The organism is Microbacterium sp. FG3 (genome assembly GCF_057809335.1).
The window spans coordinates 1-16,225 of record NZ_JBMDJT010000022.1 but is presented as its reverse complement, the minus strand read 5'-3'; the positions used below and the strand labels follow the sequence as shown (position 1 = coordinate 16,225).

Genomic DNA, 16,225 nt, shown 5'->3' with positions numbered 1-16,225 from the left:
CCCGGCTCCCCGAGGGGCCGGGCCTTCGTGCATCACCGTGCGGCGCGGATCGATCCGTGCCGCGTCAGAACCAGGAGCTCTCGCGCACGCGGCGCATCGCGACGGCGCGCTCCTCCTTCGGCAGCCGCTGCAGGTACACGACGCCGTCGAGGTGATCGGTCTCGTGCTGCAGCATCTGGGCGAACAGGCCCTCGCCCTCCAGCACGACCTTCTGCCCGTCGAGGTCGACACCCTCCACGCGCGCGTACGGGTGGCGCAGCGCGTCGTGCCAGAGCTCGGGCACCGAGAGGCACCCCTCCCCCGTGGGCACGGCCTCGCCACGCACCTCGACGATGCGCGGATTCAGCACGTACCCGACGCGCTCGTCCACGTTGTAGCTGAAGGCGCGAAGGCCCACGCCGATCTGCGGCGCCGCGACGCCGGCTCGGCCGGGCAGCTTCACGGTGTCGAGCAGGTCGTCGACGAGGGCCCTGATGCCCGCGTCGATCACCTCGATCGGCGCGCAAGGCGTGCGCAGCACGGGGTCGCCGTAGAGGCGGATCTCGCGGACGGTCACCGCGCGCCGCCCTTCGCGACCGCCGCCGAGCGCGCGGTGCCGCGCAGGCCCTCCACGACGCGCGCGGCGAGCTCGCGCGCGCCCTGCCGCGTCTCGCGCCGCAGCTCGGCCCAGTCGATCGCGCCGCCGGTCGCGACGGCCGGATCGTACGGCAGGCGCACGACGGCGCGCACGCGGCTGGCGAAGTGCGACTCGAGCTCCGCAAGGCGCACGAGCGGCGTCCCGGGAGACGACTGGTTCAGCACGACGACGGCCCGCTCGACGAGGTCCCCGCGGCCGTGCGCCTCGAGCCACGTCAGGGTCTCGGACGCCAGGCGCGCCTCGTCCACGCTGAGCCCGGCCACGACGACGAGCTCGTCGGCGAGGTCGAGCGTGCCCTCCATGACGGAGTGCACGATCCCGGTGCCCGTGTCGGTGAGGACGATCGAGTAGTAGTGCGCCGCGACCTGCGCCACCGTGCGGTAGTCGCTGTCGTCGAACGCCTGCGCGACGTGCGGATCGGTGTCGGAGGCGAGCACGTCCAGTCGCGTCTCGTCGCGCGAGACGAGGTCGGAGATGTCGCCGTACCCCGAGATGCGCGCGTGATCGCGCACCACGTCGCGCACCGTGCGGCCCGAGCGGCCCGCGACACGCTCGGCGAGCGTGCCCCGGTCGGGGTTGGCGTCGACGGCGATGATGCGGTCGTCGCGGGCGTCGGCCAGCGCCATGCCCAGTAGGGTGGTGACGGTGGTCTTGCCCACGCCGCCCTTGCGGCTCACGACGGGCACGAAGCGCGCGCCGCCGTGCAGGGGCGACGAGATCTGCGCGCTCAGCTGCTTGCGGGCGCGCACGCTGCGGCTGTCCCCCGGGTTGATGAGGCCGCGCGTGGCGCGGAACACGAGGGAGCGCCACGCGGCGCCCTCCGGCTCGACCTTGGCGTGGCGGCCCGGTTCGACGAGCCGGTCGCTCGTGAGCTGGTCGGCGCTCTCGGCGCCCGAGGCGTTCACGCGCTTGGACTCGACCGGCTGCGCGACGAACCGGGTCGTGCGCGCGAGCGCCGCCGACTCGCCCGGGGCGGCTGCGGCGCCCTGCCCCGGCGCGTCGTCATTCGTGGGTTGGTGGTCGGCAGGGCTCACGTCGGGCTCGTCCTTCTCGGTGTCGTCCGCCGCGTGCGCGTCGGTCTGGATGGCGGCGTCCGCGGGGCGCGGCACCTCCGCGACGCGCTCGCGCGGCGCGGCGGCCGGCGCGGGCTCGGGCGTCGGCTGGGGCTGGGGCGATGGCGTCGGCTCGGGCTCGGGTGCCGCCGGCGGCTCGGGCCCGGGCTCGGGCGTCGGCTGGGGTTCGGGCGCCGGCTCGGGCTCGGGCGCCGACGGCGGTTCGATCGTCGCGTCCGGCTCGGCGGCATCCGCGGGCTCGATCGTCTCGCCCGCCCCGGTGCTCGTGGCGGGCTCCTCGGCGGCCGCCTCGCCGGCCTCCGGCGCGGCGGAGGCGTCGGGCTCCGCGTCCGCGCGATCGGTCCCGTCCGCCGCCGCGAGAGGCGAGTCGGCGGCGATCGCCGCGCGGGCCGCGACGAGGGCCTCGCCGATGCGCGCCCGCGCCGCCGCGACGGCGTCCTCCTCGATCTCGCCGGTCTCGGCGGCCGGCTCGTCGATCTCCGCCTCGGGCTCGTCGGTGGAGTCGTCGTCGGCGTCGTCATCGGCCGGCAGCTCCAGCACGATCGTGCCGCGCGCGAGGTCGTCGGAGTCGTCGACCACGTCGGCGTCGTCGTCGAGGTCCTCGTAGCCGCGCGGCAACGGCACGCGCAGCTGCGAGGTCCGCGTGCCGGGTACGCCGATCACGGAGCTGTCGGCCACCGCGTCACCGAGGATCCCATGATCCTCGGGTTCGTCGAGGAGGTCGTTCTTGTCGGGTGTCACACAGAGAAAACTACTCGGCGGGCGCGACGGCGACCAAAAGGTCGCCGGCCTCCACCTGCCGCGTGCCCGTCACCGCGAGGCGCTGTACGCGCCCCGCGACGGGCGCGGTGATGGCCGCCTCCATCTTCATCGCCTCGATCGACGCGACCGGCTGGCCCGCCTGCACCTCGTCGCCCTCCGCCACCTTGAGCGTCACGACGCCCGCGAACGGCGCCGCGACATGGCCGGTCTGCACCGGATCGGCCTTCTCGGTCTGGCGGGTCTCGACGGCGATGCTGCGATCGCGCACGTACACCGGGCGCAGCTGGCCGTTGAGCGTCGTCATGACGGTGCGCATGCCCTTGTCGTCGGCCTCGCCGATCGCCTCGAGTCCCACGTACAGCTGCACGCCGGGGTCGATCTCGGCGATGTGCTCCTCGCCCGGCGTGAGGCCGTAGAGGTAGTCGGGGGTGCCGAGGGCCGAGAGGTCGCCGTACTGCTCGCGGTTGCGCTCGAACTCGGCGGCGGGACCGGGGAACAGCAGCCGGTTGAGGGTGCGCTTGCGGGTGGCGGTGTCGCCCGCCAGCCCCTCGCGCTGCTCGTCGGTCAGCTCCACGGTGCGCACGGTGGCCTCGCGGCCGGCGAGCACCTTGGAGCGGAACGGCTCGGGCCACCCGCCGGGCAGGTCGCCCAGCTCCCCCGCCATGAATCCGACGACGGAATCCGGGATGTCGTAATTGTGAGGGTTCTCCTCGAAGTCCGCCGGATCGGCGTCCGCGGCCACGAGCGCCAGCGCGAGATCACCCACGACCTTGGACGACGGCGTGACCTTGGGGATGCGCCCGAGGATGCGATCCGCCGCGGCGTACATATCCTCGATCCGCTCGAACCGGTCGGCGAGCCCGAGCGCGATCGCCTGCTGGCGCAGGTTCGACAGCTGGCCGCCCGGGATCTCGTGCCGGTACACGCGGCCGGTGGGGCTGGGCAGTCCCGACTCGAACGGGCGGTACAGCTGGCGCACGCCCTCCCAGTACGGCTCGAGGTCGGACACGGCCTGCAGGTCGAGGCCCGTGTCGCGCTCCGTGTGCGCGAGCGCGGCGACGAGGGCCGAGAGCGAGGGCTGGCTCGTCGTACCCGACATGGGGGCGGCCGCCGCGTCCACGGCGTCGGCGCCGGCCGCGCTCGCCGCCAGGAGGGTGGCGAGCTGCCCGCCGGCGGTGTCGTGCGTGTGCACGTGCACGGGCAGGTCGAAGCGCTCGCGCAGCGCGGTCACGAGCGTCGCGGCCGCCGCGGGGCGCAGCAGCCCCGCCATGTCCTTGATCGCGAGCACGTGCGCGCCGCTGTCGACGATCTGCTCCGCGAGGCGCAGGTAGTAGTCGAGCGTGTACAGGTCCTCGGCCGGGTTCAGCAGGTCGCCGGTGTAGCAGACGGCGACCTCCGCCAGGGCCGTGCCGGTCTCGCGCACGGCCTGGATGGCCGGGCGCATCTGCGAGACGTCGTTGAGGGCGTCGAAGATCCGGAAGATGTCGACGCCGGTCTCGGCGGCCTCGCGCACGAAGGCGTCGGTCACCTCGGTCGGGTACGGCGTGTAGCCCACGGTGTTGCGCCCGCGCAGCAGCATCTGGATCGGGATGTTCGGCATCGACTCGCGCAGCGCGGCCAGGCGCTCCCACGGATCCTCCGCGAGGAAGCGCAGCGCCACGTCGTACGTCGCGCCACCCCAGGCCTCGACGCTCAGCAGCTGCGGCGTCATGCGCGCCACGTGCGGGCCGAGGCGCACGAGGTCGCGGGTGCGCACGCGGGTGGCCAGCAGCGACTGGTGGGCGTCGCGGAACGTCGTCTCCGTGACGGCCAGTGCCTTCTGCTCGCGCAGCGCGCGGGCGAATCCCTCGGGCCCGAGCTCACGCAGGCGCTGCAGGTTGCCGTCGGGGGCGGGCGCCGACAGGTCGATGTCGGGCAGCTTGCTGCCGGGCGAGAGCATCTTCGGCTTGGGACCGTACGGCCGGTTCACGGTGACGTCGGCGAGCCAGTTCAGCAGCTTCGTGGCGCGGTCGCGCGACGGGTTGCTGGTGAGCAGCTCGGGCCGCTCGTCGATGAACGACGTGCTGAGGTCGCCCGAGACGAAGCCGTCGTCGTCGAGCACGGCGCGCAGGAACGGGATGTTCGTGGCGACGCCGCGGATGCGGAACTCCGCCAGCGCGCGCCGGGCGCGCGCGACGGCCGCCGGGAAGTCGCGCCCGCGGCAGGTGAGCTTGGCGAGCATGGAGTCGAAGTGGCCGCTGATCTGCGATCCCGCGGCCGTCGTGCCGCCGTCCAGGCGGATGCCCGCGCCGCCCGGGGAGCGGTAGGTCGTGATGCGGCCCGTGTCGGGGCGGAAGCCCTGCGACGGGTCCTCGGTCGTGATGCGGCACTGCAGCGCGGCGCCGCGCAGCGTGATCCGATCCTGCGTGAGGCCCAGGTCCTCCAGCGTCTCGCCCGCCGCGATCCGCATCTGCGACTGCACGAGGTCGACGTCGGTGACCTCCTCGGTGACGGTGTGCTCCACCTGGATGCGCGGGTTCATCTCGATGAAGACGACCTCGCCCGCGCGCTTCCCCGCCGTCTCGAGGAGGAACTCGACGGTCCCGGCGTTCTCGTAGCCGATCGACTCGGCGAACGCCACGGCGTAGCGGTGCAGGTCCTGCCGGATGTCGTCGTCGAGATTCGGCGCCGGCGCGATCTCGATGACCTTCTGGTGGCGGCGCTGCACCGAGCAGTCGCGCTCGAACAGGTGCACGGTCGCGCCCGTGCGGTCGGCGAGCACCTGCACCTCGATGTGCCGGGGACGCACGACCGCCTGCTCGAGGAACACGCGCGCGTCGCCGAACGCGGCGCCCGCCTCGCGCATGGCCTCCTCGAGCGCTCCGCGCAGCTCGTCGGGCGTCTCGACGCGGCGCATCCCGCGCCCGCCGCCGCCCGCGACGGCCTTGACGAAGATCGGGAAGCCGATCGACTCGGCCTGCGCGATGAGGGCGTCGGCGTCGTCCGAGGCGTCGGTGGAGCGCAGCACGGGCACGCCGGCCGCGATCGCGTGCTCCTTGGCGGTGACCTTGTTGCCCGCCATCTCGAGCACCTTCGCCGAGGGGCCGATGAAGGTAATGCCGTTCTCGGCGGCGCGAGCCGCGAGCTCCGGGTTCTCCGAGAGGAATCCGTAGCCGGGGTAGATGGCGTCGGCGCCGGCGTGCAGCGCCACCCGGATGATCTCGTCCACGTCGAGGTAGGCGCGGACCGGGCGGCCCGGCTCGCCGATCTCGTACGACTCGTCGGCCTTCTGCCTGTGCAGCGATCCGCGGTCCTCGAAGGGGAACACCGCGACGGTGCGCGCTCCCAGTTCGTAGGCCGCGCGGAAGGCACGGATGGCGATCTCTCCGCGATTCGCGACGAGGACTTTCGAGAACATGTGCCTCCTTCGGCCGTGGGTTCGGGGCGTCCGCACGTGCTCCACAGCATAGGGGCGATAACGTGGGGATCGTGCACGTACTCAGCGTCAGTTCCCTCAAGGGCGGCGTCGGCAAGACGACCGTGACCCTCGGCCTCGCGTCCGCCGCGTTCGCCCGTGGGCTGCGGACGCTGGTCGTCGATCTCGACCCGCAGTCCGACGTCTCGACCGGCATGGACATCCAGGCCGCTGGCAAGCTGAACGTCGCCGATGTGCTCACCTCCCCCAAGGAGAAGACGGTCCGTCAGGCCATCACGCACAGCGGCTGGGCGAAGGCGCACCCCGGCACGATCGACGTCATGATCGGCAGCCCGTCGGCGATCAACTTCGACGGCCCACACCCGAGCGTGAAGGACGTGTGGAAGCTCGAGGAGGCGCTCGCGCTCATCGAGAGCGAGTACGACCTCGTCCTCATCGACTGCGCGCCCTCGCTCAACGCCCTCACGCGCACGGCGTGGGCCGCGAGCGACCGCGTGGCGGTCGTGACCGAGCCCGGGCTGTTCTCGGTGGCCGCTGCCGACCGCGCGCTGCGCGCGATCGAGGAGATCCGCCGCGGCCTCTCGCCCCGCCTGCAGCCGCTCGGCATCGTCGTGAACCGCGTGCGCCCGCAGTCGATCGAGCACCAGTTCCGCATCAAGGAGCTGCGGGACATGTTCGGGCCGCTCGTGCTCGAGCCCCAGCTGCCCGAGCGCACCTCGCTGCAGCAGGCGCAGGGCGCCGCGAAGCCGCTGCACGTGTGGCCGGGCGAGTCGGCGCAGGAGCTCGCCGCGGACTTCGACGCACTGCTGGACCGCATCATGCGATCGGGCCGGATCCCCGACCCCCGCGAGCAGTAAGCCGCTCCGGGCCGTTTCCGGCTCGGTGGCCGGGTTGCGCACCGTCGCCCCCTCGGCCTCGGCTCCGCGCCTCCGGCGCTGCGCTCGGCCCGTCTCCGCTCCGCAGCTGCGCCGCTCCGGTCGACGACCGGCTTGCGCTGGTCGCTTCCTCTCCGGCGCTTCGCGCCTCCGTTCAGCAACCGATCAGTTCAACCGCACGGTTGCGGAACGAAGTGAGCGCCAGCGAACGAAGACGAAGCGACTTCAGCAACGTCCCGCTCGTCGACCGGAGGCGCGAAGCGCCGGAGCGGAGACGGGCCGGGCGAGCGAAGCGAGTCGAAGCCAAGGGGTTGAGCCCCTGCTTGCGACTCCGGCCGCTGCGCGGCCTCCGCTCAAGCCGACTCCGCTCGCTTCGCTCGGTCGACGACCGGTTGCGCTGGTCGCTTCATCTCCGCGCCTCCGGCGCTCCGTTCAGCAACCGATGAATGTAGCCGGACGGTGAAACCCCCGGTTCCTGCGCAAAGCGGACGCGACCTCAGCAACTCCATGACGGTTGCGGTGGTCGCTTCATCTCCGCGCCTCCGGCGCTCCGCCCAGCAACCGATGGGGTCAACCGCAGCGGCTCGTGGTGGTCGCTTAATCTCCGGCGCTCCGCGCCTCCGTTCAGCAACCGATGCGCCCAACCGCCCAGCAACCGATGGGCCCAACCGACCGGTGAAACCCCACGGTTGCTGAACGAAGTGAGCGTCAGCGAACGAAGATGAAGCGACCACAGCAAGTCCATGACGCTGCGGTGGTCGCTTCATCTCCGCGGCTGCGCCGCTCCGTTCAGCAACCGACGGGCTTCACCCGATGGCTTCAACCGATGAGTTCAGCCGATGGTGCTCCCACCGATCACTGTGCGAGCGAAGCGAGCGTGGCGGCCCCCCCCCTCGCCGGCGCGGGAGCGCCGGCGAGAGCACGCTAGCGGCACCCGCGAAGCGGGTGCCCGAGCGGCGCAGATTCAAAAAAGAACAGCGCAGATCTTAAAGAATCAAGCGCTCTTCCGCGTGCGGCGGGCGGCGAGCTCGTCGACGGGGTCCGGGGCGGTGGGGTCGAACTCGACGAGCGTCGACTCGACCTCGCGCAGGACCTTGCCCACGGCGATGCCGAAGACGCCCTGGCCGCGGCTGACGAGGTCGATGACCTCATCGTTCGATGTGCAGAGGTACACCGAGGCGCCGTCGCTCATGAGCGTCGTGCCCGCGAGGTCCTCGATGCCGGACGCACGCAGCTGCTCGACCGCCGTGCGGATCTGCTGCAGCGAGATGCCCGTGTCGAGCAGTCGCTTGACGAGCTTCAGGACGAGGATGTCGCGGAAGCCGTAGAGGCGCTGCGATCCGGAGCCGCTGGCACTGCGGATGGTGGGCACGACCAGCTCGGTGCGGGCCCAGTAGTCCAGCTGCCGATAGGTGATGCCCGCGGCACGCGCGGCGACGGCGCCGCGGTAGCCCATCTGCGGGTCCAGCTCCGGGAGACCGTCGGTGAAGAGCAGGTCGACGGCGAAGCCGGGCTCACCGGTCGGAGTGCCTGCGTTCATGTGTCCCCCTCGTGGTCCGATTCGACCTTCCCAACGTACGCCCCCGCGTGTGCCCCGGCAACGACATCCGGCCGCTCGCGGGTGGCGTGTCGCGAGCCGTTATTGAACGGTGACGATCAGTCGAGCAGGCGGCTCAGCGCCGACTTGACGAAGATCGCCCGCACCTCGTCCAGGCGCGCGGCCAGCTCGGGCGCGAGCTCCGCCGCGGTCGCGCGGGAGCGGGCGTCGGTGCGGCGGCGCACGGTCGACAGGGCCGTCTCGACGAGCGACACCTGGCGCTCGGCGCTCTGGCGCAGGCCGCGCACGTGCCGCGGCTCGATGCCGTGGCGATCGAGGGCGACGAGCGCGCGCATCAGCGCGACGGCCTGCTCGTCGTAGGTCTCGGCCGGCGTGAGCACCCCGGTGCTCACCGCGTCGTTGAACAGCTGGGGGGCCGCGCCGGCCTCGGCCAGCAGGTCGGCCCTGCTGTAGCGGCGCTCGGACGGGTGGATCGACGGCGGCGCGACCGGCGTCTGCACGTCGCGGCCCGCGTCGACGTCGGCGAGGTGCTCGCGGATGACGCTGAGCGGCATGTAGTGATCGCGCTGCAGGGTGAGCGCGAAGCGCAGCCGCTCCAGATCGTGGGGAGAGAACTTGCGGTAGCCCGCGGCCGTGCGCTGCGGGCTGACGATCCCCTGCATCTCGAGGAAGCGCAGCTTGCTCGAGGTCAGCTGCGGGAACTCGGGGGTGAGCTTGGCGAGCACCTGGCCGATGCTGAGGAGCGCGCCATCTCCCGGCTCCCGATGCGGCAGACGGGCGTGGGCAGCCGCCATCAGGCCCCCGTCGCCGGCAGATCCTGCGGCGAGGCGAAGAAGTTCACGCGGAACTTGCCGATGCGCACCTCGTTGCCGTTGCGCAGCACACCGCGGTCCACGCGCGAGCCGTCGACGTACGTGCCGTTCAGCGAGCGCTGGTCGACGATCTCGAAGCCCGCCTCCGTGCGCAGGACCTCGCAGTGGCGACGCGACACCGTCACGTCGTCGAAGAAGATGTCGGCCTCGGGGTGGCGACCGACGGTCGTCACGTCGCCGTCGAGCAGATAGCGGGCGCCGGCGGTGGGGCCGGAACGCACGAGCAGCAACGCCGAGCCCGCGGGCAGCGCCTGGATCGCCTCGAGCTCCGTCTCGCTGAGCTCGCCGTGGAACGGCACGAACGACAGGTCGGACTCGTGGCCGAACGACTGCGTGGAATCGCCAGAGCCGTCGTGGCCGCCGTCGCGTCGCACCGACGCCGCAGAGGTGGGCTGGAACTCCGAATCCGTCACGCTCGATCCTTCCTTTCGTCCAGCGTATCGGATGGACCGCCGGGCGCGGGATCCGTTCGTCCCCCGGATGGCGGACATCTCGACGATCCCGGGCCCACTATCGGCAGTCGCGCCGCCAGCGTTCGCTCAGCCGCCGACCGTACGTTCGGTGGCATGTCCGCCACCACCCGTGTCCTGCGCCGCATGCCCGTGCTGGGCGCGACCGTCGCCGTCCTCCTCGCCGCCTCCCTCGCGAGCGCCTCGCCCGCCGCCGCGCACGACACGCTCGTGTCGACGGATCCGGCGGCGGATTCGACCGTCGAGACGATGCCGGCGGAGCTGACGCTCACGTACAGCGCCGAGCTCATCGACGCGGGCGACGGCACGGCCGTGCAGGTCCTCTCGCCCTCGGGTGCCGACGCGACCGCCGAGGATCCCGTGGTCGACGGCGCCGTCGTGACCGTGCCGCTGGCCGAGGCGGCGGAGGCCGGGGAGTACGCGGTGACGTGGCGCGTGGTCTCGAGCGACGGGCATCCGATCGACGGCACCTTCTCGTTCACCGTCGCCACCCCGAGCGCGCCGCAGCCGAGCCCCGAGCCCACGCAGACCCCGCAGACGCCGGACGAGTCGGATGCCGCGACGGCGACGCCCGTGCCGAGTGCCACGCCCGATCCCGCCGACGGGACCCCGGCCGACGGCGACGGCTTCGTGCGCAACCTGCCGTGGATCATCGGCGGCCTGCTGCTGGCCGCCGGCGGCGGCGCCCTCGTGGCGATCCTCGTCGCGCGTGCCCGACGCGATCGCACCGACGACGCGGACGACGCGCCGCCCGCCGGGCGATAGGCTGAAGCCATGGCTCACTACGACCTCGTCATCCTCGGCGCGGGCCCCGGCGGATACGTCGCAGCCGTGCGCGGCGCACAGCTCGGGCTCTCGGTCGCGATCATCGAAGAGAAGTACTGGGGCGGTGTGTGCCTCAACGTCGGCTGCATCCCCTCGAAGTCGCTGCTGAAGAACGCGGAGGTGGCGCACACCTTCACGCACAAGGCCGACTTCTTCGGCATCTCCGGCGAGGTCTCGTTCGACTTCGGCGCGGCGTTCGACCGCAGCCGCAAGGTCGCCGAGACGCACGTCAAGGGCATCCACTACCTCATGAAGAAGAACAAGGTCACCGAGTACGAGGGTCGCGGCACCTTCACGGGACCGAAGGCCATCTCGGTGGCGAAGTCGGACGGGTCCACCGAGGAGATCACGTACGAGAACGTGATCATCGCCACGGGCTCGAAGGTGCGCCTGCTGCCGGGCGTCGAGCTGAGCGAGAACGTCGTCACGTACGAGGAGCAGATCCTCTCGCGCGAGCTGCCCGAGTCGATCGTGATCGTCGGAGCCGGCGCGATCGGCATGGAGTTCGCCTACGTGCTGTCGAACTACGGCGTCAAGGTGACGATCATCGAGTTCCTCGACCGCGCCCTCCCGAACGAGGACGCGGAGGTCTCGAAGGAGATCCAGAAGCAGTACAAGAAGTACGGCATCGACATCCTCACCTCGACCGCGGTCAAGACCGTCGAGGACAGCGGATCGTCGGTGCGCGTCACGTACGAGACCCGCGACGGCCAGCCGGGCGAGATCACGGCCGGCAAGGTGCTCATGTCGGTGGGCTTCGCCCCCAACGTCGAGGGCTTCGGCCTCGAGAAGACGGGCGTGAAGCTCACGGAGCGCGGCGCGATCGAGATCGACGACTTCATGCGCACGAACGTCGACGGCATCTACGCCATCGGCGACGTGACCGCCAAGCTGCAGCTGGCCCACGTGGCCGAGGCGCAGGCCGTGGTCGCCGCCGAGACGATCGCGAAGGCCGAGACCCAGACGCTGGGCGACTACCGCATGATGCCGCGCGCCACGTTCTGCTCGCCGCAGGTGGCCAGCTTCGGCCTGACCGAGGAGCAGGCCCGCGCGGAGGGCCGCGAGATCAAGGTCGCGAAGTTCCCCTTCAGCGCCAACGGCAAGGCCAATGGCCTGGGCGAGCCGATCGGCTTCGTCAAGCTCATCGCCGACGCCGAGCACCTCGAGCTCATCGGCGGCCACATGGTCGGCCCCGACGTCTCGGAGCTGCTGCCCGAGCTCACGCTCGCGCAGAAGTGGGACCTCACGGCCGTCGAGGCCGCCCGCAACGTGCACACGCACCCGACGCTCTCGGAGACGCTGCAGGAGGGCTTCCACGGCCTCCAGGGTCACTTCATCAACATGTGAGCCAGCCAGAACGACAAAGGGCACGGATCCTCGGATCCGGGCCCTTTGTCGTCGGCGGATCAGCGGCCGAGGGCGCGGGCGAGTTTCGAGGCCGACGAGGCGCCGCGGGCGCCGGCGGCCAGCGCCGCCTCCGCCACCGCGGCGAAAAAGGCCTCGCGCGCCGCGGCATCCGCCGGGGCGGCGGGGCCGAGCTCGATCTCCCACTCGTGCCACTCGCGCTCGTCGCCCGCGCGCAGGTCGGTCGTGCGCACGTGGTCGTCGACGAACTCCGCCAGGGTCGCGCCGTGCGCGTCCCGCAGCTCGTAGGCGGTGCGGTCGTTCACGATCCGCGCGAGCGGCTCCAGCGGCGCGGTGGTCCACTGCGCGATCTCGGCGCGCACGGCGTCGGGCACCTCGTCTCCCTCGCCGAGGGGCCAGCCGAGCTCCACGCGAGCGCCGTCCACGAGCGGCCCCTTGATGTGCCAGCCGGCATCGGGCCCGCCGGTGCGCCGGCGCAGCGCCACGCCGGCGCGGCCGAGCGCGAGGTCGGCCGTGTCGAGGTACAGCGCGTCGAGGTGGCGCTCCTCCCCCGGCGTCACCGCGGCCACGCCGGGCACTCCCGTCCAGTCCGGCACCGGGGTGCCGACGTCCACGTCGAACTTGCGCTCGACCTCGACGAAGCGCGTCGGTCCGGTCATCCCGGCCGCCGCCATCAGCGGTCGGCCGCCTTCGGCTCGTCGTCGTCCGTCGAGTCGATGTCGTTCAGCTCCTGGGCGTAGCGGAACTCCACCTCGGTGGGCCCGTCGCCCTCGCCGGTGTTCTCCGCGTCGCCCTCGCGCCGGTAGACGAGCTGACCCTCCGCGTAGGGCATGATCAGCTGGTCCTGGTCGGTGGAATCCAGGGGCAGGACCTGTCCGTCGAGGGGTCCGCCGTTCAGTCGTGCGATGGCCATGGGCCGAGCCTACCCCGGGCCTCCGCGCGGCGCGCGGGGGTTGCGCCCGCGCGCGTCATGCCTCACGCGCCGCGTTCGCCTCGCGCTCCGCGCTCTCCTGCTCCCTGGCCGTGCGCAGCGCCGCCGTGGCGATGCGCACCTCCCGCTCGGCGCTGCGCACCTTGCGCTGCGCGAGCGTCGTGGCGCCGTAGCGCTCCCCCACGCGATCGCGCTCCTCCGCCATGGTCGTGATGACGTGCGCGCACGCGATCAGGATCACCTGCGCCGAGAAGTTCAGCCACAGCAGCAGCGCGATGAGCGAGGCGAACGACGTGAGCAGGGGGTTCGAATCGGCGCCGCCGACGAAGAGCCCGGAGAGCTGCTGCAGCACGACGAGTCCCGTGGCGCCCACGAGGGCGCCGGCGGCCAGCGCCCGCCGCGAGGGGCGCGTGCCCGACAGGAGCGCGAACAGCAGCGCGATGATCACCGCGTCGAGCGCGAAGGTCACCGCGATCGTGATGATCCTCGTCACGATCGCCCCGGCGAGGTCCGACCCCAGCCCCAGCCAGTCCAGCACGGTCGTGACGAACGCCGATCCGAGGAACGTCACCACGACCGAGGCGAGGAGCAGCACGCCCACGGCCAGTGCGAACAGCAGGTCGCGCAGGGCGAGCAGGATCGGCGAGGTCGTCGCGTTCTCTGTGCCCGCCATCACGCGGATCGCGGTGCGCAGCGTCGTGATCGCCCCGATCGCCGCGCCCACGAGGGCGACAACCGCGATGACGCCCGCCACGGTGATGGCGCCCGGCGCCTTCTGCAGCTCGCTCGCGTCGATCACCCCACCCTCGCCGATGAGGCCGGGGATGACGTTGTCGACACCGGCCACGAGCGCGTCCCAAAGCTCCGGGCGACCCGAGAGCCAGATGGCGACCGCGGAGAACCCCAGCAGCACGGCCGCGAACAGCGCGAAGAGCGCCCGGTATGTCACGCTCGCCGCGAGCACCGGTCCGTTGCTCTCGGAGTAGAGCAGAAGCGAGCGCACGAGGCGCCGCTGCAGCGCCCACGCCAGCACGCGATTCCAGATGCCGATCAGCGCCCCCATGCGGACAGGCTAGCGTCCGCCGCGCGGCGGTGCCCGGCCTTGCGTCAGCCGACGAGGGGCCCTATGCATGCGCCGACGAGCATGAACGGACCGAACGCGATCCGCGTGCGCGCGTCGGCGCGACCGGCGGCGACGAGCACGACCGCGACCAGCCCGCCCGCGAGGAATCCGGCCGCCGCGCCCAGCGCGAGCGCGGCCCAGCCGTGCCAGCCGAGGAACAGCCCCACCAGCAGCGCGAGCTTGACATCGCCGCCGCCCATCCCGCCGCTCTCGCGGCCGACGATCCACAGCGCGGCGTAGAAGCCACCCAGCAGCAGCGCGCCCGCCGCGCCGCCCCCGATGGCGGACGTGCGCCCCGCCAGCAGCGCGGCGATGACGAGCAGCGCCGCGACGACGCCCGTCGTCGGCAGCATGATGGCGTTCGGCAGCCGGTGCTCGGCCAGGTCGGTGCGGATCAGCGCGAGGCCGCCGGCGCCGAACGCCAGGTACGCCGCGCCCAGCGCGACCGAGGCCGGATCCATCGCCCCTCCCGCGGCTCGCCCATCCGATCCGGACGATCGTAGGCGCGCGGGGCGGGGTGGCACGGATGCCTGTTGGTCACTCCCCCACGCGGTTGCGCAGGCGCATGGCGCGCTCGGCCTCGCGGCGGTCCTGGCGCTCGCGCAGCGTCTGGCGCTTGTCGTACTGGGTCTTGCCCTTGGCCACCGCGATCTCGACCTTGGCGCGGCCGTCGACGAAGTACAGCTTCATGGGCACGAGCGTGTAGCCGCCCTCGGCGGTCTTGCGCGCGAGCTTGGCGATCTCGTCCTTGTGCAGCAGCAGCTTGCGGATGCGCTTGGCCGAGTGATTCGTCCACGTGCCGTTCGAGTACTGCGGGATGCTCACCTGGTCGAGGAAGGCTTCGCCGCGGTCGATGTACGCGTAGCCGTCGGTGAGGTTGGCGTGGCCCTCGCGCAGCGACTTCACCTCGGTGCCCTGCAGCACCAGGCCGGCCTCGTAGGTCTTCTCGATCGTGTACTCGTGGCGGGCACGGCGATTGAGGGCGATGACCTTCTCGCCCTTCTCCTTCGGCATGCGACACCCGCCCTTCCGCGATCCGGCACCTCGAACGCCGCCCGCCGGATGACGGGCAGCGTTCGAGTCTACTGGATCAGGCGCGCAGCCAGCGGCGGATCGCGAAGCCGGCCGAGGCGGCGGCCAGCACGACGCCGAGCGCGATGATGACGGGGACGACGAGCCACGCCTCGCCCATGCCCACCCACGGCACGGTGCCCATGCTGGTGGCGAGATAGCCGTCGACGCCGAAGCGGACCATCAGCAGCACGGCGACGCTCGCGAGCGCGGCGCCCAGGAACGCCGCGACGACGCCCTCGAGCACGAACGGCGTCTGGATGAAGCGGTTCGACGCGCCCACCAGGCGCATGATGCCGACCTCGCGGCGCCGGGCGTAGGCCGACAAGCGGATGGTCGTGCCGATGAGCAGCACGGCGGAGATGAGCATGAGCGCCGCGATGCCCACGGCGATGTACGTCGCGATCGTGAGCGCGGCGAACAGCGGCTCGAGATGCTCGATCTGGTTCGTCACCCCCTCGACGCCCGCGATGCCGGAGAACGCCTCCACGAGCACGTCCGCGTTGCGGGGGTCCTCCGGGTTCACCAGCGTGATGCGGAACGACGCGTTCGTCTGCTCGGGGGTGAGCAGATTCGCCTGATCGGGGAAGTTCTCGGTGAACGACGCGTGCGCCTCCTCGGCGGAGATGTAGGTGAAGCGCTGGATCACCGACGACAGCGTGTCGGAGCGCAGCTCCGCCTCGACGGCCGCGGTCTGCTCCTCCGTCGCGGCGCCCTCCAGGCAGGTCTCCTGCGTGGACAGGGTCGAGCACAGGTAGATCTCGATCTGCGCGCGGTCCTGGAAGTACTCCCGCATCGTGCCGATCTGCGCCTGCATCAGGATCGCCGCGCCCACGAAGGTCAGCGAGACGAACGTGACGAGCACGACCGAGACGACCATCGACGCGTTGCGGCGGAGCCCCGTGAGGACCTCGCCGAGGATCAGTCCGAGTCTCATGCCGTCGGCCCCACTTCGTCCTCGTCGTCACGCCCGAGCCCCAGCCGCTCGGCGAAGCCGAGCTCGGCGACCCGCTCGGCCTGCTCGGCGACGGGGCGCTGCCGCGCCTTCGTGACGTCGGGCGGCAGCGGATCGTCCTCGCCTCCCGCATCGGGCCCGGCGGGGCGCGCGGGCGGGATCGGCGCGACACGGGGCGGCTCCGCGGGGCGCGCCGGGCCGGCCGCGGGCGCGGCGGCGTGGGGGCCGGCGGGCGGCTGCGGGGGCGTCGCCCTGTGTCTTATTCACATCTGACGCTGCCGACGAGCCTAACG

15 protein-coding genes are annotated in these 16,225 nt (G+C 72.2%); 3 read left to right on the top strand and 12 right to left on the bottom strand.

Annotated elements, in window-relative coordinates; all coding sequences use genetic code 11:
* Positions 1-64: 64 nt before the first annotated feature.
* The 3 genes from def to ACODR5_RS08740 are packed head-to-tail and all read right to left on the bottom strand — an operon-like array spanning position 65 to position 5,869.
* Complete coding sequence (def, locus tag ACODR5_RS08750) at positions 65-556, bottom strand: peptide deformylase (RefSeq protein ID WP_449854820.1); 492 nt, start codon at positions 554-556, stop codon at positions 65-67.
* A complete protein-coding gene (locus tag ACODR5_RS08745) occupies positions 553-2,451 on the bottom strand; it encodes a MinD/ParA family ATP-binding protein (RefSeq protein ID WP_488983363.1) in 1,899 nt (632 codons plus the stop codon). The genes def and ACODR5_RS08745 overlap by 4 nt, the downstream gene beginning before the upstream one ends.
* 10 nt (positions 2,452-2,461) lie before the next feature.
* On the bottom strand, positions 2,462-5,869 hold the full coding sequence (locus ACODR5_RS08740; protein ID WP_488983362.1) for a pyruvate carboxylase: 3,408 nt from the start codon (positions 5,867-5,869) through the stop codon (positions 2,462-2,464).
* Positions 5,870-5,940: 71 nt separating this feature from the next.
* Here ACODR5_RS08740 and ACODR5_RS08735 point away from each other — a divergent pair, with 71 nt between their 5' ends.
* Positions 5,941-6,744, top strand: coding sequence for a ParA family protein (locus ACODR5_RS08735; RefSeq protein ID WP_449854843.1), 804 nt, complete (start codon positions 5,941-5,943; stop codon positions 6,742-6,744).
* A gap of 1,012 nt (positions 6,745-7,756) precedes the next feature.
* On the opposite strand, the gene ACODR5_RS08730 is transcribed toward ACODR5_RS08735, so the two are convergent.
* The 3 genes from ACODR5_RS08730 to ACODR5_RS08720 all read right to left on the bottom strand — a co-directional run bounded on the left by ACODR5_RS08730 (position 7,757) and on the right by ACODR5_RS08720 (position 9,605).
* On the bottom strand, positions 7,757-8,302 hold the full coding sequence (locus ACODR5_RS08730; protein WP_449853914.1) for a MerR family transcriptional regulator: 546 nt from the start codon (positions 8,300-8,302) through the stop codon (positions 7,757-7,759).
* Positions 8,303-8,418: 116 nt separating this feature from the next.
* Positions 8,419-9,114, bottom strand: a complete 696-nt coding sequence (gene ftsR, locus ACODR5_RS08725) for a transcriptional regulator FtsR (protein WP_449853915.1) — start codon at positions 9,112-9,114, stop codon at positions 8,419-8,421.
* Entirely contained in the window at positions 9,114-9,605 is a 492-nt protein-coding gene (locus ACODR5_RS08720; RefSeq protein ID WP_488983361.1) for an FHA domain-containing protein, read from the bottom strand. Before ACODR5_RS08720 ends, ftsR begins: the two co-directional genes overlap by 1 nt.
* Before the next feature lie 153 nt (positions 9,606-9,758).
* Between ACODR5_RS08720 and ACODR5_RS08715 the strand changes: the two genes are divergently transcribed.
* Together ACODR5_RS08715 and lpdA are read left to right on the top strand one after the other, a co-directional pair.
* Positions 9,759-10,427, top strand: coding sequence for a copper resistance CopC family protein (locus tag ACODR5_RS08715; protein ID WP_488983360.1), 669 nt, complete (start codon positions 9,759-9,761; stop codon positions 10,425-10,427).
* A 9-nt stretch (positions 10,428-10,436) separates the two neighbouring features.
* The gene (gene lpdA / locus ACODR5_RS08710) at positions 10,437-11,834 is read left to right on the top strand and encodes a dihydrolipoyl dehydrogenase (protein ID WP_460816632.1); all 1,398 of its coding nucleotides are present in this window, start codon (positions 10,437-10,439) and stop codon (positions 11,832-11,834) included.
* Between the two features lie 59 nt (positions 11,835-11,893).
* On the opposite strand, the gene ACODR5_RS08705 is transcribed toward lpdA, so the two are convergent.
* The 6 genes from ACODR5_RS08705 to ftsX all read right to left on the bottom strand — a co-directional run bounded on the left by ACODR5_RS08705 (position 11,894) and on the right by ftsX (position 15,914).
* Complete coding sequence (locus ACODR5_RS08705) at positions 11,894-12,511, bottom strand: CYTH domain-containing protein (protein WP_488983359.1); 618 nt, start codon at positions 12,509-12,511, stop codon at positions 11,894-11,896.
* A 14-nt stretch (positions 12,512-12,525) separates the two neighbouring features.
* Positions 12,526-12,765, bottom strand: coding sequence for a response regulator (locus ACODR5_RS08700; protein WP_449853920.1), 240 nt, complete (start codon positions 12,763-12,765; stop codon positions 12,526-12,528).
* A gap of 55 nt (positions 12,766-12,820) precedes the next feature.
* Positions 12,821-13,846, bottom strand: a complete 1,026-nt coding sequence (locus tag ACODR5_RS08695) for a YihY/virulence factor BrkB family protein (protein WP_488983358.1) — start codon at positions 13,844-13,846, stop codon at positions 12,821-12,823.
* 44 nt (positions 13,847-13,890) lie between these two features.
* Entirely contained in the window at positions 13,891-14,367 is a 477-nt protein-coding gene (locus ACODR5_RS08690) for a prepilin peptidase (protein WP_488983357.1), read from the bottom strand.
* 76 nt (positions 14,368-14,443) lie between these two features.
* Positions 14,444-14,920: an SsrA-binding protein SmpB gene (gene smpB / locus ACODR5_RS08685; RefSeq protein ID WP_488983356.1), complete on the bottom strand. Its 477-nt coding sequence runs from the start codon at positions 14,918-14,920 to the stop codon at positions 14,444-14,446.
* Between the two features lie 76 nt (positions 14,921-14,996).
* Positions 14,997-15,914 (bottom strand): permease-like cell division protein FtsX, encoded by a 918-nt coding sequence (ftsX, locus tag ACODR5_RS08680; RefSeq protein ID WP_449853924.1) that lies wholly within the window; start codon positions 15,912-15,914, stop codon positions 14,997-14,999.
* Positions 15,915-16,225 lie beyond the last annotated feature (311 nt).